22 protein-coding genes are annotated in these 20,933 nt (G+C 64.1%); 10 read left to right on the top strand and 12 right to left on the bottom strand.

What is annotated here, in order from left to right; genetic code table 11:
• Position 1: 1 nt before the first annotated feature.
• Together HX613_RS08320 and HX613_RS08315 are read left to right on the top strand one after the other, a co-directional pair.
• On the top strand, positions 2–625 hold the full coding sequence (locus HX613_RS08320) for a M23 family metallopeptidase (protein WP_235344904.1): 624 nt from the start codon (positions 2–4) through the stop codon (positions 623–625).
• A gap of 66 nt (positions 626–691) precedes the next feature.
• Positions 692–1,144, top strand: coding sequence for an SRPBCC family protein (locus HX613_RS08315; RefSeq protein ID WP_235344903.1), 453 nt, complete (start codon positions 692–694; stop codon positions 1,142–1,144).
• 8 nt (positions 1,145–1,152) lie between these two features.
• Here the strand turns inward: HX613_RS08315 and HX613_RS08310 are convergent, their stop codons facing one another.
• On the bottom strand, positions 1,153–1,488 hold the full coding sequence (locus HX613_RS08310) for a hypothetical protein (protein WP_235344902.1): 336 nt from the start codon (positions 1,486–1,488) through the stop codon (positions 1,153–1,155).
• Between the two features lie 249 nt (positions 1,489–1,737).
• On the opposite strand from HX613_RS08310, the gene exaC reads away from it, so the two are divergent.
• Together exaC and HX613_RS08300 are read left to right on the top strand one after the other, a co-directional pair.
• Positions 1,738–3,261, top strand: a complete 1,524-nt coding sequence (gene exaC, locus HX613_RS08305; protein WP_235344901.1) for an acetaldehyde dehydrogenase ExaC — start codon at positions 1,738–1,740, stop codon at positions 3,259–3,261.
• Positions 3,261–3,680: a DUF779 domain-containing protein gene (locus HX613_RS08300; RefSeq protein ID WP_235344900.1), complete on the top strand. Its 420-nt coding sequence runs from the start codon at positions 3,261–3,263 to the stop codon at positions 3,678–3,680. Before exaC ends, HX613_RS08300 begins: the two co-directional genes overlap by 1 nt.
• 28 nt (positions 3,681–3,708) lie before the next feature.
• On the opposite strand, the gene HX613_RS08295 is transcribed toward HX613_RS08300, so the two are convergent.
• Complete coding sequence (locus HX613_RS08295) at positions 3,709–4,308, bottom strand: helix-turn-helix domain-containing protein (protein ID WP_235344899.1); 600 nt, start codon at positions 4,306–4,308, stop codon at positions 3,709–3,711.
• A 114-nt stretch (positions 4,309–4,422) separates the two neighbouring features.
• Between HX613_RS08295 and HX613_RS08290 the strand changes: the two genes are divergently transcribed.
• Together HX613_RS08290 and HX613_RS08285 are read left to right on the top strand one after the other, a co-directional pair.
• Positions 4,423–5,394: an NAD(P)/FAD-dependent oxidoreductase gene (locus HX613_RS08290; RefSeq protein ID WP_235344898.1), complete on the top strand. Its 972-nt coding sequence runs from the start codon at positions 4,423–4,425 to the stop codon at positions 5,392–5,394.
• The gene (locus tag HX613_RS08285; protein WP_235344897.1) at positions 5,394–6,011 is read left to right on the top strand and encodes a class I SAM-dependent methyltransferase; all 618 of its coding nucleotides are present in this window, start codon (positions 5,394–5,396) and stop codon (positions 6,009–6,011) included. The genes HX613_RS08290 and HX613_RS08285 overlap by 1 nt, the downstream gene beginning before the upstream one ends.
• Positions 6,012–6,017: 6 nt before the next feature.
• Here the strand turns inward: HX613_RS08285 and HX613_RS08280 are convergent, their stop codons facing one another.
• The 7 genes from HX613_RS08280 to HX613_RS23020 are packed head-to-tail and all read right to left on the bottom strand — an operon-like array spanning position 6,018 to position 13,835.
• Positions 6,018–7,361 carry an alkylhydroperoxidase domain protein gene (locus HX613_RS08280; protein WP_235344896.1) on the bottom strand — a complete coding sequence of 448 codons (1,344 nt, stop codon included), beginning with the start codon at positions 7,359–7,361 and terminating at the stop codon, positions 6,018–6,020.
• A 1-nt stretch (position 7,362) separates the two neighbouring features.
• Positions 7,363–8,406 (bottom strand): putative FMN-dependent luciferase-like monooxygenase, encoded by a 1,044-nt coding sequence (locus HX613_RS08275; protein WP_235344895.1) that lies wholly within the window; start codon positions 8,404–8,406, stop codon positions 7,363–7,365.
• A gap of 10 nt (positions 8,407–8,416) precedes the next feature.
• The gene (locus HX613_RS08270) at positions 8,417–10,096 is read right to left on the bottom strand and encodes a dipeptide ABC transporter ATP-binding protein (RefSeq protein WP_235344894.1); all 1,680 of its coding nucleotides are present in this window, start codon (positions 10,094–10,096) and stop codon (positions 8,417–8,419) included.
• Positions 10,093–10,968, bottom strand: coding sequence for an ABC transporter permease (locus tag HX613_RS08265; RefSeq protein WP_235344893.1), 876 nt, complete (start codon positions 10,966–10,968; stop codon positions 10,093–10,095). The genes HX613_RS08270 and HX613_RS08265 overlap by 4 nt, the downstream gene beginning before the upstream one ends.
• A complete protein-coding gene (locus tag HX613_RS08260; protein ID WP_235344892.1) occupies positions 10,965–12,020 on the bottom strand; it encodes an ABC transporter permease in 1,056 nt (351 codons plus the stop codon). The genes HX613_RS08265 and HX613_RS08260 overlap by 4 nt, the downstream gene beginning before the upstream one ends.
• The gene (locus tag HX613_RS08255) at positions 12,017–13,726 is read right to left on the bottom strand and encodes a TIGR04028 family ABC transporter substrate-binding protein (RefSeq protein ID WP_235344891.1); all 1,710 of its coding nucleotides are present in this window, start codon (positions 13,724–13,726) and stop codon (positions 12,017–12,019) included. Before HX613_RS08255 ends, HX613_RS08260 begins: the two co-directional genes overlap by 4 nt.
• A gap of 52 nt (positions 13,727–13,778) precedes the next feature.
• Positions 13,779–13,835: a putative leader peptide gene (locus tag HX613_RS23020; RefSeq protein ID WP_353843990.1), complete on the bottom strand. Its 57-nt coding sequence runs from the start codon at positions 13,833–13,835 to the stop codon at positions 13,779–13,781.
• Positions 13,836–13,917: 82 nt separating this feature from the next.
• On the opposite strand from HX613_RS23020, the gene HX613_RS08250 reads away from it, so the two are divergent.
• From HX613_RS08250 to HX613_RS08235, 4 genes are all read left to right on the top strand, one after another.
• A complete protein-coding gene (locus HX613_RS08250) occupies positions 13,918–14,571 on the top strand; it encodes a VOC family protein (protein ID WP_235344890.1) in 654 nt (217 codons plus the stop codon).
• Positions 14,559–15,227 carry a VOC family protein gene (locus HX613_RS08245; protein WP_235344889.1) on the top strand — a complete coding sequence of 223 codons (669 nt, stop codon included), beginning with the start codon at positions 14,559–14,561 and terminating at the stop codon, positions 15,225–15,227. The genes HX613_RS08250 and HX613_RS08245 overlap by 13 nt, the downstream gene beginning before the upstream one ends.
• 48 nt (positions 15,228–15,275) lie before the next feature.
• Positions 15,276–16,112, top strand: a complete 837-nt coding sequence (locus HX613_RS08240) for a DUF3152 domain-containing protein (RefSeq protein WP_235344888.1) — start codon at positions 15,276–15,278, stop codon at positions 16,110–16,112.
• A 91-nt stretch (positions 16,113–16,203) separates the two neighbouring features.
• Entirely contained in the window at positions 16,204–18,756 is a 2,553-nt protein-coding gene (locus HX613_RS08235; RefSeq protein ID WP_235344887.1) for an ATP-dependent Clp protease ATP-binding subunit, read from the top strand.
• Positions 18,757–18,848: 92 nt separating this feature from the next.
• On the opposite strand, the gene HX613_RS08230 is transcribed toward HX613_RS08235, so the two are convergent.
• From HX613_RS08230 to HX613_RS08220, 3 genes are all read right to left on the bottom strand, one after another.
• The gene (locus HX613_RS08230; protein ID WP_235344886.1) at positions 18,849–19,286 is read right to left on the bottom strand and encodes a hypothetical protein; all 438 of its coding nucleotides are present in this window, start codon (positions 19,284–19,286) and stop codon (positions 18,849–18,851) included.
• 226 nt (positions 19,287–19,512) lie between these two features.
• On the bottom strand, positions 19,513–20,328 hold the full coding sequence (locus HX613_RS08225; protein ID WP_235344885.1) for a YidC/Oxa1 family membrane protein insertase: 816 nt from the start codon (positions 20,326–20,328) through the stop codon (positions 19,513–19,515).
• Positions 20,329–20,506: 178 nt separating this feature from the next.
• A complete protein-coding gene (locus HX613_RS08220) occupies positions 20,507–20,812 on the bottom strand; it encodes a hypothetical protein (protein ID WP_235344884.1) in 306 nt (101 codons plus the stop codon).
• Positions 20,813–20,933 lie beyond the last annotated feature (121 nt).

Raw genomic sequence — 20,933 nt, 5'->3', positions numbered from 1 at the left:
TATGGCCGACTTGCTCGATATGGACTACCCTTTCACCGGCCGATGGCTGGTCCAGAACAGTCCCGCCGATCGGGTGCCGAGCCACGGCACGACACTCTTCGCGACCTCATACGCAATCGACTTCGTGCCGGTCGATGGCTCTGGGAGATCGGCGCCCTTCACCGTCGGCTCCCTCGTCCGTCCGGAACCTCCGGAGAACTTTGTCGGCTTCGGTCGTCCGGTGCTCTCTCCGGTCGCAGGAACTGTCGTGGCGTCTCATGACACTGAGCGTGATCATCTTTCGTATCGCGGTGTCCCTTCGATCGGATACGCGCTGACACAGGCTCGCCGTGTCGGTGCGGGCTGGCCTGCGCTCGCCGGCAATCACGTCATGATCAGATGCGTCGGCGGTATAGTCTCGCTCTGCCATCTCCAGCATCGCAGCACACGGGTTCGGGCGGGACAGCACGTTGAGATCGGCGAAGAGATCGGCCGCTGTGGAAACTCCGGCAACAGCACGGAACCGCACCTACATGTCCAGGCGATCGACAGTGTCGACATTGAGCACGCAGTGGCTACGCGCATTGCGTTCAGGGGCGCCTTGCCGTCGAACGGTTCGATCATCTCGGGTAGGACGCTCCAATGAGAACCCGCCGACCGGCTGATCTGAATCATCATTGTGACTTGATGCCAGACACTGAAGAATGTGCCCATGGCTGACAAGAATCCGGATTGGGGCTTCGACAGATCGCTGGTGATCAAAGCGTCGGCTGCCCAGGTCTGGCCGCACGTGGCAGACCCGATTCGCTTGAGCAGATGGTGGTGTCCGCCGCCGACAGTGCAGATCAACTTCGAACCACGAGTCGGCAGCTCCTACGAGGAGCACTACAGCGACCACTCATACGAGTATGTGCTCACTGGCGAGATCACCGTCTTCGACGAGCGGCGCTGCCTTGCGATCCTTCGTTGGGCGAATGGGCGCTTCGGCCGATCCGGCAGTGTCGAGATCACTCTGCAACCTCATGGCGAGGATACGAGGGTGACCATCGTGCATTGCTTTGACGACATTCCAACCGAACGCCGAGGCGAAGCGCGCGACTTCTTCGCCGACGGTTGGGACTTCAGCCTCGAGCTCCTCCGGCGAAATATACTCAGAACCGACTAGAACCAGCGCTATCGTCTGTCGTACCTGGTGCCGAACGCATCCTGCATGAGAACGGCGAACATCTCCGTCATACGGACAGCGACACTCGCATGCTCGGCGATCAGATCGGCACCTTTGTCACCGAGAGCTGCGCGAACCGGCTTCAGCACAGAGGCTGCCGGATCAGCTGCTGCGGCACGCAGCAGCTCCAAACGCCTGGACCTGGAGGTGAATCCGAGTTCGAACAGCGTCCAGTGGAACAGGTGCATGAGGTCAGCGGCGTTGACGAGCGCACAGATCCGTGAATCATCGAGTCTGTCGATCTCGGCAGAGATTCTACGGGCACTTTCCACGCGCGGAGTCATGACCTTACGCTGAGGCCGATAGATATCCGTTTCGGATGATTCGCGATCAGCAGGATAGAACGGTCGGACATCCATCGAGTCATTCTCTCAACTTCACCTTGAAATCGTGCAGGCTATTGTTCGTACACTCTCTCCGCCCTATGGTGAGAGGATACGGACACGTCCGCTCCGCGCAGTCGACCACGACCATGCACTGCACGCGAAACAATGCGTGCGATGCGAGCGGATGGACTCACACGAAGGAGTGTCATGGCAGTCTACTCAGCACCCGGTACCGAAGGTTCACTCGTCACGTTCAAATCGCGCTACGAGAACTACATCGGAGGCGAGTGGGTGCCGCCGAAGAACGGCGACTACTTCGACAACATCACTCCCGTCACCGGACATGCATTCACAGAGATCCCCAGCTCCACCGCCGACGACATCGAAACTGCCCTCGATGCGGCCTGGGCGGCAGCACCGGCCTGGGGCAAGACCTCGGTGACCGAGCGCTCGAACATCCTCCTCAAGATCGCTGATCGAATGGAGGCCAATCTTGAGATGCTCGCGGTCGCAGAGACCTGGGACAACGGCAAGGGCATCCGCGAACCACTGGCCGCCGACATCCCATTGGCCATCGACCACTTCCGCTATTTCGCCGCAGCGATCCGGGCCCAAGAAGGCGGCCTGTCGCAGATCGACGATGACACCGTGGCCTATCACTTCCACGAGCCGCTCGGCGTCGTCGGACAGATCATCCCGTGGAACTTCCCCATCCTCATGGCCACATGGAAGCTGGCACCGGCGCTCGCCGCAGGCAACTGCGTCGTCCTCAAACCCGCCGAGCAGACTCCGGCCTCGATCCTCATCCTGGCTGAACTCGTCGGCGATCTGCTGCCACCCGGTGTCCTCAACATCGTCAACGGCTTCGGCGTCGAGGCAGGCAAACCCCTGGCCTCGAACAAGCGGATCAAGAAGATCGCGTTCACCGGTGAGACGACGACGGGTCGTCTGATCATGCAATACGCCTCGCAGAACATCATCCCGGTCACCCTGGAACTCGGCGGCAAGTCTCCGAACATCTTCTTCGAAGACGTCCTCGCCGCCGACGACAGCTACCGCGACAAGGCGCTCGAAGGCTTCGCGATGTTCGCACTCAATCAGGGTGAGGTCTGTACCTGCCCGTCTCGCGCCCTCGTCCAGGAGTCGATCTTCGATGACTTCGTCGCTGCTGGTGTCGAGCGTGTGCGTTCGATCAAGCAGGGCAATCCGCTCGACACCGACACCCAGGTCGGCGCGCAGGCCTCGAATGATCAGTACGAGAAGATCATGTCCTACCTGCAGATCGGCAAGGACGAAGGCGCCGAGGTGCTCATCGGCGGTGACAAGGCCGAACTCGAAGGAGATCTATCAGGCGGCTTCTACGTCCAGCCCACAATCTTCAAGGGCTCGAACAATATGCGGATCTTCCAGGAGGAGATCTTCGGTCCAGTCGTAGCACTGACCTCGTTCAAGGACTACGACGACGCCATCACCACCGCCAACGACACGCTCTACGGTCTGGGGGCCGGCGTCTGGGCCCGCACCGGCAACATCGCCTACCGTGCCGGCCGTGACATCCAGGCCGGCCGTGTCTGGGTGAACAACTATCACGCCTACCCGGCACATGCCGCGTTCGGCGGATACAAATCATCGGGAATCGGCCGAGAGAACCACCTGATGATGCTCGACCACTACCAGCAGACGAAGAACCTGCTGGTCAGCTACTCGGAGAACGCACAAGGATTTTTCTGATGAGTGAATCGACACAGACAGCAGCACTGGAATCTACCCCCACCATCGACGGGGAGGAGAAGTCCCGGGTGGCCATGACACAGGCCGCCGTCGACCTCCTCGGCGAACTGGTCTCCAAACACGGTCAACTGATGTTCCACCAGTCGGGTGGCTGCTGCGACGGGTCCTCGCCGATGTGCTTCCCAGAAGGCGACTTCCTCACCTCCGATGCCGACGTCCTGCTCGGACACTTCGAACTGCCCATCGACGACAGTGAGAAGTCCGGCCTCGACTTCTGGATGTCGGTCGAGCAGTTCGAATACTGGAAGCACACGCATCTGACGGTGGATGTGGTGCCCGGACGGGGAGGCGGCTTCAGCGTCGAGTCACCGACGGGCAATCGCTTCATCATCCGGTCGACGCTCATGGACATCGGCTGACACCAGTCAGTTCGCCTGGCGCTTGCATCTATTCTGCGCCGAGGCGGCGCTTCGGCGCCGCTCGGATGTGGGCTCGTTCTCCCTGCTTGCCGACAAGGCTGAGGAATTCGACCGGTCCTGAGCTGGTGGCGCCGAACCAGTGCGGAGTGCGAGTGTCGAACTCCGCGGCCTCGCCCGGTTCGAGGATGAGGTCGTGTTCGCCCAGGACGAGTCGGAGTCTGCCGTTGAGGACGAACGCCCAGTCATAGCCGTCATGGGTGCGCAGCTCGGGCACTGTCTCGTCGTCCCCGGCGGGAAGGATGAACTTGTAGGCCTGGATGCCCCCAGCCCGACGAGTCAGAGGCAGTATGGTCCGACCATCACCACTGGGGATCGGACGCAGATTGATGCGCGGATCTCCAGTCGGTGGAGCATCGACGAGCTCGTCGAGAGTGGCACCGAATGCGCGTGCCAAGGGCAGAAGCTGTTCGAGGCTGGGGCGGCGGTGACCAGCCTCGAGCCGTGACAGTGTGCTGATCGAGATGCCGGTCTCTTCGGAGAGATCGGTGAGAGTGATGTCGCGGCGCTGTCGCAGCTGCTTCAAGCGTGGTCCGACAGCATCGAGGGTGCGGTCCATGAGTTCATCCATGCTCACAATTTTGCCATTCGGAAAACTCATTTGCAATGATGCGTCGTGCTTGTCACCATCGAAGTATTGGAACGTCGCAGAGGCAGTTCCTGATTTCGTGGGAGGACGAGAGGCATGAGCGTGGCAGAGAAGAAGAGCGCAATCCGAGACGTCGTGATCGTGGGAGCGGGAGCAGCCGGCCTCAGTGCGGGTCTGACCCTGGCCCGCGCACGCCGGAGTGTGACCGTGTTCGACGCGGGCCAACCGCGCAACGCACCCGCGGACGGAGTGCACGGGCTGCTGGGCCACGAAGGCATCAGTCCCCAGGAGCTGCTGAGGCGAGGACGCGAAGAGGTGCTCGGCTACGGCGGAGAGCTCATCGACGATGAAGTCGTCGCCGTCAGCGGCGCTGAAGACGGTTTCACGCTCACTTTGCGCGATGGGAACGCCGTCGAAGGCAGGCGCCTGCTCATTGCGACCGGCTTGGTCGACGAGCTGCCCGAGATCCCGGGTGTCCGCGAGCAATGGGGCCATGGCGTGCTCCATTGCCCGTACTGCCATGGGTGGGAGGTTCGGGATGGCCGCATCGCAGTCCTCGTCACCACCCCGATGGCCGTCCACAAGGCATTCCTGTTCCGCCAGTGGAGTGACCAGGTGATGCTCTTCGCCGGAGACCACGAGCTGAGCGAGGAGGAGCAGATCAAGCTGCAGGCACTCGACATCCCAGTGATCGAAGGCGGCATCGAGAGCCTCGAGATCATAGACGACACACTGACCGGTGTTCGCCTGGACGATGGGCAGGTCGTTGCTGTGGACGCGGCGGTCGTGGCCACACCGATGGTCGCGCGTACCGAAATGTTCGCGAGTATCGGTCTCGAACCCACGGCACATCCAGCAGGAGCTTTCATCGAAACCGAATCCTTCGGACTGACCTCCGTCCCGGGTGTCTGGGTCGCCGGCAACGCCACAGACATCGGAGCACAGGTCAGCGGTGCGGCGGCAGCCGGAGCGCTCGCCGCCCAGCACATCAACACCGATCTCATCTTCAAGGACCTCGATCGTGCAGTGGCAGAGCTGAACGACGAACAGGACGGGAGGGCAAGCTGATGACTCACTCATTCGATAGGAGCTACTGGGATAAGACCTGGGATGGCGAACGAGCCCCCATGATGAGCTCAGGCGACCCGAACCCCCACCTGGTCCACCAGATCGGTGAGCTCGAACCCGGGAGCGCCCTCGATTCCGGCTGCGGTGCCGGAGCAGAAGCCATCTGGCTGGCGGACAAGGGGTGGGATGTCACCGGCGCCGACATCGCCGACACTGCGCTGAACTATGCCGAGGACCGTGCGGCCACTGCCGGGATGGCCGGACGAATCGCATGGGCCCAGGCTGACCTGTCCGTCTGGGAACCGGAGACGCAGTACGATCTGGTCACCACCCACTATGCGCACCCTGCGATGGGGCAGCTGGACTTCTATGACCGCATCGCCTCCTGGGTGGCACCCGGCGGAACCCTGCTCATCGTCGGCCACCTCCACCGCGGCCATGGCGAATCTCATCCACCTGCAGAAGCCTCAGCCACCGCCGACTCCATCACGGATCGTCTCGATCCAGCCGTCTGGACCGTCGTCACCGCCGAGGAGTCACAGCGGACGATGGTCGGACCTGAAGGCCGCACGATCACCATCGACGACGTCGTGGTGAAGGCCGGGCGCGGCCGCTGAGCCGGGTCACTTCCCGGGTGCCAGCACCTCCGGCTCTCCCAGGGAGAGCATGAGCCGATTGGCCCAGTTGAAGAAGGCCGCGCAGTTGAGGACGTCGACGATGTCCGCGTCTTCGAGACCGGCCTCGCGCAGTGCAGTCACATGCGCCGGGCCGAACGCCTGGGGCGTGAGCGTGAGCGCCGCGGAGGCGTCGACGACAGCATCCCAGACCGCGTCGCCGAGGTTCGACGGTGTGTGAATGCCAGAGTCGAGCAGCGACTGCACCAGGTCGCGGCGCCCGGATTCCTCAGTGGCCCGGTCCGAGTGGATCGAGGCGCAGAACAGGCACCCGTTGAGACGTGAGGCCACGGTCGCGGCAAGCTCGCGTTCGGCCCGGCCGAGTCCGTCGGTGGTGTTGAAGAAGATGTCGAGATCGGTCAGCGTCCGGGCCCTCAGCGCCGCAGGATCTCTGGCCAACAGACGGAAGTAGGGGTTCTTCGCCCGCCCCGCCTCGATCAGAGCCTCACGCTGGACATCGCTCAGCTCCGCCTCGGCGACGGGTGCGATCCAGGGCACCCACCCCAATCCGGACTGCTGGAACAGTGAGGGCCGTTTGAGATCGGGGTAGGAGCTGACACGATCGCCCACCCGGGCCAGAGCTTCGCTGCCTTTCGAAGAGGCAGCGGATTCCCTCGCCGAGGTGGCCTCGCTGTCATCGTCGACCGCTTCCGGTGGCTCGTCTGCGACGGGGGCCAAGGCCGCGGTCGGTGCGTGGACCAGTGCCGTCAGCCCGGTACTGATGCGGATCTGGAAGTTGAGGAACGAGACAAGTTGCGCGAGCGTGACGATCGAATCCTCGTCCCATCCGGCATCGAGCAGCAGCGCCATATGTTCGGGTCGAGAATCTCGCGGATGCAGGACCAGAAGATGAGCGAATTCGAGCCCGGCGGCCAGCTGCGGACCGAGGACTTCGATGGACTTCTTCTCCACTGACAACCATGGTCCGACAACGTTCTCGTCAGCGAGTGCAGCGGATTCGAAGATTCCATAGGGACCGTGCCCGGATGACCGGGAGTCGAGTTCGGGCAGAGCCTCGTCGAGGAGTTCGGCGATTGCCCAGGACGCGACCTCGTCCTCGTCGCGAAGGAGGTCGCGGTAGAACTCCTCGGCGGCGGGAGATCCCAGCAGCCCGGCGGTGAAGGCGGCGACGGCGTAGCGATCTCGCTGGGAGAACCCCTCGGCCTCGGCAGGTTCCAAGAGAGCTTCGAAGCTGAGCTGCGCATTCTCCTTGGCCTGTGCACGGTGATCGCGGAGAGCATCGAGCGGGTCCTGCGCGGCGATTCCCGCCAGGGTGTTGATGATGTCGGTCATGTCAGGCCGCCTGTTCTGTCGTCAATGTCAGTCCCAGAGCCGGTGCCACCTCGGTGGCCAGCAGCTCGATGGATCGCAGGGTGGTCTCATTCGTCGTGGGCACCGAGTGCACTTGGAAGCTGACGTCGGTGGCCTGTGAGAGGACACGGTCTGTCGAGAGGCGTTCGACGACCTGCTCGGGGGTGCCCAGGAACGTATCCGTGGCGACGAGCAGCTCATCAAGGCTCAGGCCGGAGGTGTCGTAGCCGACGAGGCGGTCTGCCTCGGACCGCAGTGCCGGTTCCGTCAGCGCACGCAGCGCCGGCAGATCCTTGGCCTCGGCGACGACGGCCGTGCGGGAGGCGAGGATGCGGGGCTCGACCCCCGCCGGCAGGTTCGACAGATAGGTGTCGATGACCGGCAGCTGCACTTCGTCGAGGGGCGCCCCCGGATTGTCCTGTGCACGGGGCTGCGTTCGAGAGAGCATGAGGCCATCACCCGCGGCACCGGCCGCTCCGGCACCGCCGGAGGAGAAGGTGGCCTGCCAGAGGCGTTCGGAGAGTCCGCGACCGTCAGACCGGCCGGAGGCCTGCGGATAGAGGGCGTGTCCGGTGTCCAATGATTTCCCTGCCAGCAGCGTCTTCAGCGCGGCGAGGTTGTCGGCGAAGACTTCGCGGCGGACATCGAAACTGGTGCCGAAGGCCGGGAACGACTTGGGGTTTCCGCCCGAACCGAGTCCGATCTCAAGGCGCCCGCCGGAGAGCACATCGGTGACTGCGACGTCTTCGGCCACACGCACACCGTTCTCCATCGGCAGGGTGATGATCGCCGTGCCCAGTCGAATCCGAGACGTCTGCGCCGCAGCATGGGCGAGGAACACGAGCGGGGAGGGCAGTCCACCTTCGGCCGCGGAGAAGTGGTGCTGGGCGACCCAGGCCGAATCGAATCCGTGTGTCTCGGCCGCCTGGATCTGTTCGAGCGCGAACCGGTAGCGCTGATCGGCCGGAGCGTCCTCGAGCAGACGTGTGAAGAATCCGAGCCGGGGTCCGGGGGAGCTGTTCGTCATCGTGGTGGTCTCATCTTTCTGCGGCTGCGAGCGGTGTCGGATTCTTCGCGTCCTCGCCGCCGTGGAGCATCACGGGGTGGGGGATCGCGTCGAGGAGGGTGCGCGTGTAGTGGGTCTGCGGGCGGGCGAAGAGGTCCTCCGTCAGTCCGTTCTCCATCAGGCGTCCCTGCGACATCACCGACACCGTATCAGCGATCTGACGCACGACCGCAAGATCGTGGGAGATGAAGACATATGTCAGACCAAGCTCAGCTTGGAGCTCATCGAGGAGGTCCAGAATCTGGGCCTGCACGGTGACGTCGAGGGCGGAGACTGCTTCATCGAAGACGACGAGCTCCGGACCGGCGATGAGTGCTCGGGCGATCGCCACTCGCTGCAGCTGACCGCCGGAGAGCTCCTGCGGCCGCCGGTCGAGGAATTCTGTCGGCAGCGACACCCGGTCAAGGGCCTCGGAGACGAGTCCGGGACGCGAAGTTCTGGTCCCGATGCGGAAATTGCGCAGGGGCTCGGTCAGGATCTGCCGGATCGAGTGCTTCGGATCCAACGCCGAATACGGGTTCTGGTGCACCAGTTGGACTCTGCGCCGGAAGTCCCGATGGCGGACGCGTGCGGCATTGCCCGTCACGGAATCAGCGGTGTCGAAATCGCCGATGCGAATGCGACCGGACTGCGGGGTCAGGAACCCTGCCAGGGCCTTGCCTGTCGTGGTCTTGCCGGACCCGGATTCGCCCACGATCCCGTGTGTGGTTCCGCGTTGAACGCTCAGCGAGACGTCGTCGACGCCGATGACCTGATCCTCGTTGCGGGCATAGACCTGAGTCAGTCCCTCGACGGCGACGAAGGCTGCCGACGAGGAGTCTGTCTGCGAGTCCTCGACGGCCGCGGTGTGGCGAGCCTTCGTCTTCAGTGCCGGAGCATCGGCGAGAAGTCGGGCTGTGTAGTCGGTCGCAGGGCGGGAGAAGATCCGAGCTGCCGGACCGGCCTCGACGACCTTCCCAGACTGCATGACCACGACATCATCGGCGCGTTCACCGGCGACAGCCAGGTCGTGAGTGATGAAGAGGACGCCCATCCCGGTCTCGGCTCGCAGCCCATCGAGGAGATCGAGGACCTGCTTCTGCACGGTCACGTCAAGCGCCGAGGTCGGCTCATCGGCGATGAGTAGACGCGGACGCAGTGCGATAGCCGATGCGATGAGGACCCGCTGACGCATGCCTCCGGAGAGCTCATGCGGGAACTGGTCGGCACGCATCTGCGGACGATCGATGCCGACCTTGGCCAGCAGGTCGATGACCTGGGCGCGGGCGGATCTACGGTCGGCACGCTTGTGGATTCGCAGCGCCTCGGCGACGGACTTTCCGATGGTCTGCAGGGGGTTGAGGGAACTGCCGGGGTCCTGGGGAACATAGCCTATCTGACTGCCGCGGACTCCCCGCCAGGCGCTGGCGCCCAGCGCGCCCAGATCGAGCTCGCCGAGGTGGATGTGCCCACCCATGATCTGCGCGGACTCCGGGAGCAGACCGATGACCGCATTCGCGGTCGTCGACTTGCCGGACCCGGATTCGCCGACGACCGCGGTCATCGACCCGGCACCAACGGCGAACGAGACGCCGTCGACGGCTTGGGCTGCTGCTTGGGAGTAGGCGACACTGAGATCCTGGACGGACAGCAGTGGTGCGCTCTCGGTCATGATGTCGCCTTTCGCAGGGTATTGCCGATCTGATGGGTGGCCAGGACGATGGCCATGACGACGAAGCCGGGCAGGACGGTCAGCCACCAGGCGGTAGCCACGAAGTTGCGGCCCTCGGCGATGATGAGGCCCCATTCAGGTGTCGGCGGAGGAGTGCCGTAGCCCAGGAAGCCCAGGGTCGAGATCTGGAGGATTGCGGAACCGATCTGCAGCACGGCCAGGGACAGGACGGGCGAGATCGAGTTGGGCAGGATGTGGCGGAAGAGGACGGAGAAGAAGGTGCCGCCCGAGCCGTAGGCCGCTGCCACGAAGTCGCTTGTGTTGATCCGCACCGCCTCTGACCTCGACAGGCGTGCGAATTGGGCGATGGCCGTGACACCGACGGCGATTGCCGCGTTGATGGTGCCGAAGCCCAAGACGATGACGATCGAGAGGCTGAGCAGGATCGCGGGGATCGAGAGCAGCACGTCGATGAAGCGCATGAGCACATCGTCGAGCCAACCGCGGCGGGTGCCGGCGATGAGCCCGATCGCCGTTCCCACGACAAGGCCGACGCCCACTGCCACGAGCGCCGCCAGCAGGGACTGAGATGCGCCGTAGACGACGCGGGTGAAGGCATCGCGGCCGGTCTGGTCGGTGCCGAACCAATGGTCGAGGCTCGGGGCCAGCAGCGCCGGAGTGTTTCCGCCGTCATTGGGATCATGGTGGGTGAACAGCCCCGGGAAGAGTGCCCACGCAACGGCGATGAGCAGAACCAGCCCGGAGAGGATGGTGGCGGGCCCGATGCTCGCGCGGGTGCGGCTGCGCCGCTTCGATGCCGGGTGCGGCGTGCCGGTGCCTGGGGTGCGGGCGAAAGTGTCGATGAGGCTCATGAGTGAGTGTCCTTCTCGTCCCAGTCGAGGTCGACTCCGACGCTGGCAGCGGTGGTCGTCAGCGCTCGGCGGGTGGGCTCATCGGCAGGCTTCTTCCCCGCCGAGGCCGTCCCTGCCCCAGAGCGCAGGCGCACGTCGATGACGGGATAGAGGAGATCGACGATGAGGTTGATGATCACGTACGTCAGGGTCGCGATGACGACGACGGCCAGGAGGATCGGATTGTCGCGGTGGGTCACCGCCTGGGCCGTGATCTGACCGATGCCGTTGCGCCCGAACACGGTTTCGGTGACCACGGCGCCGGCGACGAGTTCGCCGAAGACCAGGCCGATGATCGTCAGCCCGGGCAGGATTGCATTGCGGGCGACGGAGTGGACGAGGATCCACAGTTCGCTCGCGCCCTTGGCCGAGGTGACTTTGACGAATCCCGAGGCCCTGACATCGGTGATGGAGCGGATGAGGACCTGCGCGATCGGAGCCGACAGCGGAACCGCCACGGTCAGGGTGGGCAGGACGAGCGCCTCGGCGGGGCTGGGGGAGACCACGGAGACGAACCCGAGTTGGAAGGAGAAGATCTGGATCAGCAGGATGCCGAGCCAGAACACGGGAATCGAGATGAACAGGCTGGGCACGGAGTCGAGGATCTTCCGCAGCCAGGCAAAGGGGCCGTAGGTGGCCAGCACCGCGATGAGAACGGCCAGGACCAAGGCTGAGACGAACCCGGACAGGGCGAGGACCGCCGTCGAAGGCAGGGCCGCGGTGATGATCGTCGACACGGCGGCCCCGGTCTGAACGGAGAACCCGAAGTTGCCGGTGAGGAAGCCGCCCAGGCTCAGGAAGTAGCGGCTGATCCAGGATTCATCGGCCCCGGTCTCGGTCCGGATCGTGGCGATCTGATCGGCCGAAAGGCCCAGTGCCGGGTCGGCGAACCTGGCGGTGACGCCGTCGCCGGGGATGAGGCTGAGCAGTATGAAGGCCGCAGTGAATGCGAGGAGGAGGACGAGAACAGCCTGCCCCAGGCGCAGGAAGAGGTATCGGACGTCGAGGATCATTTCTGACCTGCCAACCATGTGCTGTAGAAGTCGGGGCGGCCCACCGGTTCGGTCGCGAAGCCGTTGACGCGGCGGCGGAAGGCGAAGACCTGGGGCTCTTCGAAGAACGGCAGCACATAGGCGTTCTCAACGAGGTAGTCCTGGACCTTCTCCGCAGCCGTCTGCCGTTTCTTCGTCTCGGGTTCCGAGGCGAGTTCGTCCAGCAGGCGGTCGATCTCGGGATCGATGCTCTCATCGTCGGCGTCGTCGCGGTCCTTCCCGTTGAGGAAGACATCTCGGTTGACCGAGGAGTAGTTCGACCGCAGATTGTCGAAGTCCGCGCGGGCGACCATCGAATGGTAGATCTGGATCGTATCGAGATCGAGGGCGTCCAGGGTCTGCTTGGACTGGTCACCGGGGTTGATGGACAGACGCACGCCGACGTGGCGCAGCTGCTGCTGGATGAGCGTCTGCACCTCATTCGACCGTGGCTGCGGCAGCGCGATGTTGACGGCCAGCTCCAGGACCTGGCCGTCCTTGACGCGGAAGCCGGCGGCGTTGCGCTCGGACCAGCCTGCCTCATCGAGCAGTCGGTTCGCTTCGTCGGGGTCATGGACCCAGGACCCGGACTGGTCCTTGTAGCCCATGGCTCCCTTGGCCAAGAGCCCGGTGGCCAACGGGTAGTTGGGGGTGAAGAGCTTGTCGACGATCTCCTGCCGGTCAACGGCGGCGATGATGGCCTGCCTGACCTTGAGGTCGGACAGGAGCTCGTGCCGGAAACGGAAGTTGATGCTGTTGTCGATGCCGTTCGTGGCCTTGGCATAGAGGCTCAGGCCCTGCTCCTTCACCCGAGGTTCGTCGGGGGCCTGGACGTCGCGGACACCGTCGGCCTGCCCGGAGAGCACGGCTCCGATGCGCACCGAATACTCATTGTTGGCCAGGTAGTCGATGCCGTCGAGGTGGGCTCGGCCTTGGTGTTCGAAGTGCGGTGGCGCCCAGTCGTAGTCCTCGCGGACGCGCACGGACAGCTTCGTTCCGATCGTCTCCTCGGTGATGCGGAACGGACCGCAGGTGTGGATCTGCGTGGCACCGCCGGGACCGAATCCCTCGGCGTCGAGTCGTAGCGTCGAATCGGCGAGCAGGCCGGCGTTCATCGTCGATGTCGCCTGGGCGAATCCGGGGGAGGGGGCACTGAAGTGGAAGCGGACCCGCTGATCGTCGAGGACTTCGCTGCTCTCATAGTTCGAGATCTGCTCGGAGACCGGGAGAGTGCGGGTCTCGTCTCCGCGTCCGAAGAGGTCGAAGTTCTTCGCCACGTTATCCGCTGTCAGGGGAGAGCCGTCGGAGTAGGTCACGCCGCGGCGGATCGTGAACGTGAATTGGGTGGCATCGCCGTTGATCTCCGGCAGCTGCGTGGCCAGCCAGGGGTGGAGTTCGAGAGTCTCCGGGTCCTGCCACAGCAGACGCGCGGAGATGTTGTTCATGATGCCGCCGTTGGGATAGAACCCGACCGAGGGCGGGTAGAGAAGCGTCCAGGTCTGAGGCTCGAAGTAGGTGAGGACTCCGCCCTGCACCGGGTCGCCGCCCTCGGGCAGCGGAGCATCATCGGTGGGGGTGCAGGCGCTGAGCGTGATGACCGTGCCCAGCCCCAGCCCGAGGCTGAGGAAATTGCGTCGCCCGTAGGCTCGACTGAGGTTCGCCGAGGTGGCTGGACGGAGGTCCGGCATGGAATGTGGTCCTTTGTGCAGATGAAACCGAGCTTGGGGTCTGGTCAGGTGCTCAACAATTGGAGCTGGTGAGCCTCTTGAGATCGATGTGGATCCGACGCCACAGCATTTGGGCCCCTGGGAGTGTCTGCATGCTTTGAGTTAATCGCATCGACATGCTGAGCGTCAATTTGATCGCTTAACATTGAGTCATGTTGCTGCCTTCGGAGTTCGATCATCTCGTCATTGCCGTGCCCAATCTCGCTGAAAGTGTTGAGCAATATCACAACATGCTCGGTGTGGAAGCTATTCCCGGGGGTGCTCATCCGGGCCTGGGTACGGCCAATGCTCTGCTTGGTCTCGAGGGGGTTGGTGGCGGGGCCGGCCGCGATGTCTACCTTGAGATCCTCGGCCCCGACCCCGAACAGGATCCGGCGCTCGCGGCTTCGCGCCTGACGGGGATCACCGAGCCCGCTGTGCAGCGGTGGGCGATCCACCCGGCCGACTTCGACGGACTCGTTACCTCAGCCGCACGATCAATCGAACCGCACATCGACCTCGGCGAGGTTCACGACATGACCCGCCGCACCCCTGAGGGCATGCTTCTCGAATGGAGGCTGACGAGGCGGAAGCCGCTGGCTCTGGGCGGAATCCAGCCTTTCCTCATCGATTGGAAGGATTCTCCGCATCCCGCACGGCAGGCGATGCCCACTGTTCGCCTCGAGCGGTTCTGGGCGACGAGCCCAGATGTGGACACAACATCCAGAGTTCTGCGATCCTTGGGGGCTACCATCGAGGTTGAGGCAGGAGTCACAGAAACCCTGCACGCCACACTGAAAGGTCCCGGTGGATCATGGACGATCTGAGTACGATTCCCGCCAATCTTGACCACCTCATCATCACGGTGCCTGAGCTCGAAGCTGGGGTTGCTGAATTCGAGCGCCTCACCGGGGTCCGTGCCGTCGCCGGCGGAAGTCACCCCGGCCGAGGAACCGCGAACTATCTTGTCGGTGTTGCCCCAGCCGGCTGGGATGCTGGCGCCCATACCTACCTCGAGATTCTGGGTCCGGATGCACAGCAGACGCCACCGGCAGACGGCACCCTGCCGCTGGATGCACATCTGGCGCAGGGCCTGACGCTGCAGACCTGGGCCATCCACCCGCATGCCTTCCTCGCGAAGGTCGCCGGGGCGAATACCGAAGGGATCGACTTCGGCGAGGTCCGTGACATGTCCAGGGAGACCGCTGACGGCACGTTGCTCGAATGGCGTCTGACCTCTCGGTCTCCGCTGCCGAGCACGGGCACCCAGCCCTTCCTCATCGACTGGGGCGAATCGACCCACCCCGCCGCGGCGTCCCTGCCGTCGGTGGAGCTCCTCGAGTTCACCATCGAATCCCCGGACGCCGAGGAGACCCGCCGTGTCCTCGATGTGCTCGGTGCCGGTGATGCCCAAGTCGTCGAAGGCAAGGAGCATCGGCTGCACGCACGTCTGCGCGGTCCCGGCGGTGTGCTCGAGTTCTGATCATGCGATTCCTCCGGCAACGCACGTTCAAACGCTAGACTCGGCAGAGTGTCGCCAACTCCTCGCAATTCACAAGGTCCACTGCAGTCATCTCGATCGTCGCCGGGTGCCTCGCGTCGGCTGAGGGCCGCCTCGGCGGCGGTTGCCGCATCCCTGCTCATCGTGCTCAGTGCCTGCGCGCCGGACTCGGGGCAGGAGGCCAGGCCTGCACCGTCCTCGAGCGAGACGGTCGCGTCCGGTGAGAGTCCGGCCTCTGCACAGCCGAGTGAGTCGGCGTCGCCGACGAAGTCCCCGGCACCCAGCAAGTCTGCCGAGCCCGACGTTGATTCCGCGGGTGCCGCCGGTGTGAGTGAGTCCGACATCGATATGAAGGGCAGCGGCGAGTGGGACCGACCGAAGAAGGAGGCCCGACCCAACCGGGACAAGGGCAAGACCTTCAAGGTCGCGCTGCGAGTTGAGGACAATCTGCCGATCGACGTCGACGAGGCGGGCGCCTTCATCATCAAGACGCTCCAGGACGAACGCGGCTGGCAGGACCTGGACGATGTGTCGATTGAAATGGTCGACGAGGGTGAGGATGCGATGATCTCCATCGCCAGCCCCGACACCGTGGACTCGATGTGCCTGCCGCTGCGCACCCTGGGCAAACTCTCCTGCCGCAACGGCAACGACGTCATCCTCAACGCCAAGCGCTGGGTGTCTGCCACCGATGAGTTCGATGACATCACTCAGTACCGCCAGTACCTCATCAACCACGAGGTCGGCCACGCGCTGGGCCACGGCCATGAATCCTGCCCGGGGCCGGGCGAGACCGCTCCGCTCATGCAGCAGCAGACCAAGGGACTGCAGGGCTGCGAGCCCAACGCCTGGCCCTCGAAGGGCTGAGCTGGGAAGCCGAGGACGGCACTCGGGAATAAGACCCCCGCCTTCATCGTTGATTGAGTCGTACACGCTCAAGTTTCAACAGGAGGTCAGATTGGCCACATTCTTCGGACCCGCGGGTTCCGGCGGCGACTCGTTCGACGAGTTCCTCGCTCGCTTCCTGCAGGGACAGCAGGGTTCACGCCAGGGGCGCAGCGTCGACATCAACAAGCTGCTGAGTAAGCGCAGCCATGAGGTCATCGACAATGCCGCCGACTATGCCAGAGAGCACGGTCAGTCGGAGGTCGATGCGCTCCACATTCTGCGCACTATGGCTGAGACCGAACCAGGCGTCACCGCCATCCGCCAGGCGGGAGCGGACCCCGAACAGGTCGCTCACGCCGTTGAGGAGCGCCTGCCCGCATCATCGAACACGAAGTCCGAGGGCGCGCTCACGCTCACCGGCTCGGGCCAGCGTGCGCTGCTCGACGCCTACCAGGTGGCTCGGGCATTCGGTTCGACCTATGTCGACCCGGAGCACCTGTTCTTCGCCTTCGTGCTCAACCATGAGATGCCTGCCGGTCGCATCCTCGCCCAGGCGGGCGTGACGCAGGAGCGGCTGCAGGCCGGAGCCGAAGCTGCAGAGGCCGGCGATCCGCAAGGCGGTCCCGGAGCAGGGCAGTCGGAAGAGACCATGCTCCAGCGCTTCGGCACGGATCTCACGGCTCTGGCCGCCGATGGTGAGCTCGACCCGGTGATCGGACGAGCTGATGAGATTCAGGAGACGATCGAGATCCTGGCCCGCCGCACCAAGAACAACCCGGTGCTCCTCGGCGAGGCAGGCGTCGGCAAGACCGCGATCGCCGAAGGACTGGCTCAGGCCATCCACAGCGGCGAGATCCCGGCTCAGCTGTCCGGCAAACGAGTCATCGCACTCGATCTTCCGGGAATGCTCGCGGGCACACGCTACCGCGGCGACTTCGAGGAGCGTCTGACAGGTGCACTCGACGAGATCGCCGAGGACGGCGAGATGGTCGTCTTCGTCGATGAGCTCCACACCCTCGTCGGTGCCGGCGGCAACGGCGAATCCAACTCGATGGACGCCGGCAACATCCTCAAGCCCAGGCTGGCCCGAGGAGATCTGCACCTGCTCGGTGCGACCACTCTCAAGGAATACCGCACGATCGAGAAGGACACAGCTCTCGAACGTCGGTTCCAGCCGGTGCGCGTGGGAGAACCGAACATCGAGGATGCTGTGGCGATCCTCGACGGGCTCAAGGGCCGTTACGCCGAGCACCACAACGTGACGTACACACCTGAGGCGATCCGCGCCTCCGTGGAGCTCTCCGACCGCTACATCAACGATCGGTTCCTGCCGGACAAGGCGATCGACCTCATCGATCAGGCGGGAGCTCGTCTGTCGCTGCGTCGTGGGCCCAAGATCGATCCCCAGGCTCTGCGGACGGAGATCGAGCGGCTCGAAACCGAGAAGTCCACCGCCATCGGCGAAGAGAACTATGAGCGCGCAGGAGAACTCCGCGACGAGGTCATGAGTCTTGGGGAGAAGCTGCATGCAGCCGAGAACTCGGACGAAGACACGGTGCAGGCTGAGGCAGACGCCAATCCCGGCGTCGTCGACGCCGACCAGATCGCACAGGTCGTGTCCCGTGCCACGGGAATCCCAGCAGGGAACATGACTCAGGGACAGAAGGCCAAACTGGCCAAGCTCGAAGAGGTCCTGCATGGTCGTGTCATCGGCCAGGACGATGCGGTGACCGCAGTGTCCAAGGCCGTTCGCCGGTCACAGATGGGCATGGGGGACCCGAACCGTCCCATCGGCAGCTTCCTCTTCCTGGGCCCCACGGGCGTGGGCAAGACAGAATTGGCCAAGTCGCTGGCCGCGACGCTCTTTGACGACGAGTCGGCGATGATCCGGTTCGATATGAGTGAGTTCGGCGAGCGTCACACCGTATCGCGCCTGGTGGGTTCGCCTCCCGGCTACGTCGGTTACGACGAAGCCGGTCAGCTCACCGAACAGGTTCGACGGAAGCCGTACTCGGTGATCCTGCTCGACGAGGTCGAGAAGGCCCACCCGGACGCATTCAATCTGCTGCTCCAGGTCCTCGACGACGGTCGTCTGACCGACGGACAGGGGAGGACCGTGGACTTCCGGAACACCGTCATCATCATGACGAGCAATCTGGGCTCCGAGTTCATGGCCGGCAGCACCCCGCTGGGCTTCAGCTCCACCGATGCGAAGGTCACCGAGAAGGACCTGAGTGCGAAGGTGATGGGCAAGCTCAAGGAAGTGATGCGCCCCGAGTTCCTCAACCGGATCGACGAGACCGTCATGTTCTCGCGACTCGACCGTGAGCAGCTGCGCGTCATCGTCCGTCTCCAACTGGAGCAGTCGGTGCAGCGTCTGGCGCACCAGGACATCAGCCTGAGTGTGTCCGAGGACGCTGTGGAATGGCTTGCCGATGCCGGATACGAGCCCGAGTTCGGTGCTCGTCCGCTGCGCCGTGTGATCCAGCGTGAGCTCGACGACCGCATCGCGGACCTCCTCGTCAACGAGGCGGTGTCAGAGGGCGGAACCGTCAGCGCCACTGTCGAAGACGGAGCGCTGCGCGTGATCGCGGGCTCTGCCGAGGTTCCTGTGGCAGCCTGAGTCAGAGGCTGTCTGCGAGCCCAATCGATGAGCAGGCCCGGGTCGGAGGATTCTTCCTCCGACCCGGGTCTGCTGTGTATTGGGCTGACGATTCATTCTTCCAACAGGGCCGGGTCGCGTGCCACCTTCACGAGTGCGGCGGCGAGGTTCGCGAAGTCGTTGCCTGCGACCAGATCGGCCAGCCCCTCGGGGCTCTCTGGCAGTCCTGATGCTCGAGCCCCTCTGATCGTGAGCTTGTCGGTATACGGACGGGCCTCGGGCCAGACCTTCTGCGCCTCACGCAGGAAGATGCCGGCGCCGGTGGGACCGATCCCGGGGAACTCCTGCAGGAGCTTCGAGATGCGAGCGATGTCCGCCTCGGCCTCTTCACGCAGTCGGCGAAGATCTCCGTTCCACCGATCGATGAGGAGTGCGCCCGCCTCGTCCAGGCGGGTCGCAGTGCTCTCGTCATACCGACGATAGCCTCCGCGCCCAGCGCATCGACTCGCTCCTGCCACGTACTCTCGCGCAGGCGCTGGGGCGTCCTCCACCCGGTGGAGAAGAGCTCACGAGCGGTTCCGATGGCGATATCAGAGCTGATCCGCGTCGACAGCAGCAGGCTGAGAACGAGGAGCTGCCACAGCGGAGCGGGTTTGTCCCGCAACGTGATTGCCGCCTCGGCTGCGAATGTGCGACCGTGCTCATCCACCAGGTGGCGCGCGAGGTCTCGATGTGTGCTCATGTCGCAGATGCTAGGCCATCAGCCTGACAATCTCTTCAGGGCGGCCGAGCTGCTCTGAATCTTCTGCTGGGTCCGTCCTGCTCGTCAACTTTGAAGGCACGGTTGAGTACGAGACGCTCTGCCAAGGTCCATGCCGTCGTCGTCATCAGATAGAGCGTGGCCGCCAGTGGGACGAACAGTGCGATGACCGCCGTCATGAACGGCATGAAGCTCAGCATCCTGGTCACGCCGGAGAGGTCCGGCATAGCGGGTCGATCAGTGGTGGAAGCCTGGACCGGCGGCGTCTGCGGCATGTCGGGGGTCAGGAGATGCCGCGACAGGGCGGCGACGACAGTGATGATCACGACGATGACGGCGAAGACCGCAATGCTGACCACCGTCAGATCCCCGCCACCCAGGAGACCGACAAAGCCGGCATTGAGGGGGATGCCCAGCAGCGAATGATTGAGGAGCTCATTCGCATGCCCGCCGATCGTGGATTGGATGAAGATTCCGTAGACGGCCATGAGCACCGGCATTTGAGCGAGCACGGGCAGGCAGCCGGCCATCGGGGAGGCCTTCTCCTCCTTGTAGAGCTCCATGATCTTCTGCTGCATGAGCTCGGGATTCTTCTTGTGTCGGGTCTGCAGCTCGGAGATCTTCGGTGCCAGCCGACGTCGAGTGATTCCGGCTCTGACCTGTGACAGGCCCACGGGGATGAGGACGGCGCGGACGACGAGCGTCAGCACCACGATGGCCAGCGCGGCGCTTGCGCTGCCCGCCAGTGGTTCGAGCAGGGTCGAGAGCCAGGTGACGACCCAATAGGCGGCGTTGACGAGCAGTTCAATGGGTGGAAATTCGTAGATGTTCATGGTGATGGCCCTCCTGGGCGCCGCCGATGCAGTTCAGCATGCAGGCAGCAGTGGTGTGATGTCGTCATGGGGTTTCATCGACGGAACGACGCATGGCGACACCACGGGCAGACTCTCAAGGAGCAGGCAGGAGTGACGTCAGAGACCGTGCCTCAGAGCACGGAGATGGAGTCGTCGTTCAGGCGAAGGAGCGAACGACGAAGGAGGGGGCTCTCGCTTGCGCGGTGCCCGGAGTCCCGGGTTCCTCAGGTATGCGGAATTCGCGAACTTCGGTTCGCTCACGTCGCATCCAGGGGCCGTGGGGAGCCAGGGACAGAGCCCTGACGAGAGCGTTTGCCGCCCAGGGCGCCACCGGTGACAGCAGCACCGCGCCCAGAAGCACGAGGACGATCAGATGCATGGACGACTGGGGAATGACCGAATCGATGTCGGCGCTCAACAGCACCACGATGAACTGAACTGTCATCCACAGGTTCAGCAGCATTCCGGTCGACCTTCCATTTGAAATCGTCGCTCGATTTTATCACGACGGCACTGCACGTCGTCTGGGAAAGCGGCACTGTCCGCTCACAGCGGCACACTCCCGCTTGGAGCGGAAACACCTT

The sequence above is a fragment of the Brevibacterium sp. UCMA 11754 genome (genome assembly GCF_021532275.1).
In the GTDB taxonomy this organism is placed as follows: Bacteria; Actinomycetota; Actinomycetes; order Actinomycetales; family Brevibacteriaceae; genus Brevibacterium.
This window is presented reverse-complemented; position numbering and strand designations above follow the sequence as displayed.

Excerpts from the sequence above, each read along its gene's own strand:
- exaC (WP_235344901.1), top strand. The coding sequence starts at position 1,738 with ATGGCAGTCTACTCAGCACCCGGTACCGAAGGTTCACTCGTCACGTTC.
- HX613_RS08225 (WP_235344885.1), bottom strand. The coding sequence starts at position 20,328 with ATGAACATCTACGAATTTCCACCCATTGAACTGCTCGTCAACGCCGCC.
- HX613_RS08250 (WP_235344890.1), top strand. The coding sequence starts at position 13,918 with ATGTTGCTGCCTTCGGAGTTCGATCATCTCGTCATTGCCGTGCCCAAT.
- HX613_RS08285 (WP_235344897.1), top strand. The coding sequence starts at position 5,394 with ATGACTCACTCATTCGATAGGAGCTACTGGGATAAGACCTGGGATGGC.
- HX613_RS08295 (WP_235344899.1), bottom strand. The coding sequence starts at position 4,308 with ATGGATGAACTCATGGACCGCACCCTCGATGCTGTCGGACCACGCTTG.
- HX613_RS08320 (WP_235344904.1), top strand. The coding sequence starts at position 2 with ATGGCCGACTTGCTCGATATGGACTACCCTTTCACCGGCCGATGGCTG.
- HX613_RS08245 (WP_235344889.1), top strand. The coding sequence starts at position 14,559 with ATGGACGATCTGAGTACGATTCCCGCCAATCTTGACCACCTCATCATC.
- HX613_RS08280 (WP_235344896.1), bottom strand. The coding sequence starts at position 7,361 with ATGACCGACATCATCAACACCCTGGCGGGAATCGCCGCGCAGGACCCG.
- HX613_RS08220 (WP_235344884.1), bottom strand. The coding sequence starts at position 20,812 with ATGCTGCTGAACCTGTGGATGACAGTTCAGTTCATCGTGGTGCTGTTG.
- HX613_RS08310 (WP_235344902.1), bottom strand. The coding sequence starts at position 1,488 with ATGACTCCGCGCGTGGAAAGTGCCCGTAGAATCTCTGCCGAGATCGAC.
- HX613_RS08300 (WP_235344900.1), top strand. The coding sequence starts at position 3,261 with ATGAGTGAATCGACACAGACAGCAGCACTGGAATCTACCCCCACCATC.
- HX613_RS08265 (WP_235344893.1), bottom strand. The coding sequence starts at position 10,968 with ATGAGCCTCATCGACACTTTCGCCCGCACCCCAGGCACCGGCACGCCG.
- HX613_RS08275 (WP_235344895.1), bottom strand. The coding sequence starts at position 8,406 with ATGACGAACAGCTCCCCCGGACCCCGGCTCGGATTCTTCACACGTCTG.
- HX613_RS08260 (WP_235344892.1), bottom strand. The coding sequence starts at position 12,020 with ATGATCCTCGACGTCCGATACCTCTTCCTGCGCCTGGGGCAGGCTGTT.
- HX613_RS08270 (WP_235344894.1), bottom strand. The coding sequence starts at position 10,096 with ATGACCGAGAGCGCACCACTGCTGTCCGTCCAGGATCTCAGTGTCGCC.
- HX613_RS08255 (WP_235344891.1), bottom strand. The coding sequence starts at position 13,726 with ATGCCGGACCTCCGTCCAGCCACCTCGGCGAACCTCAGTCGAGCCTAC.
- HX613_RS08290 (WP_235344898.1), top strand. The coding sequence starts at position 4,423 with ATGAGCGTGGCAGAGAAGAAGAGCGCAATCCGAGACGTCGTGATCGTG.
- HX613_RS08315 (WP_235344903.1), top strand. The coding sequence starts at position 692 with ATGGCTGACAAGAATCCGGATTGGGGCTTCGACAGATCGCTGGTGATC.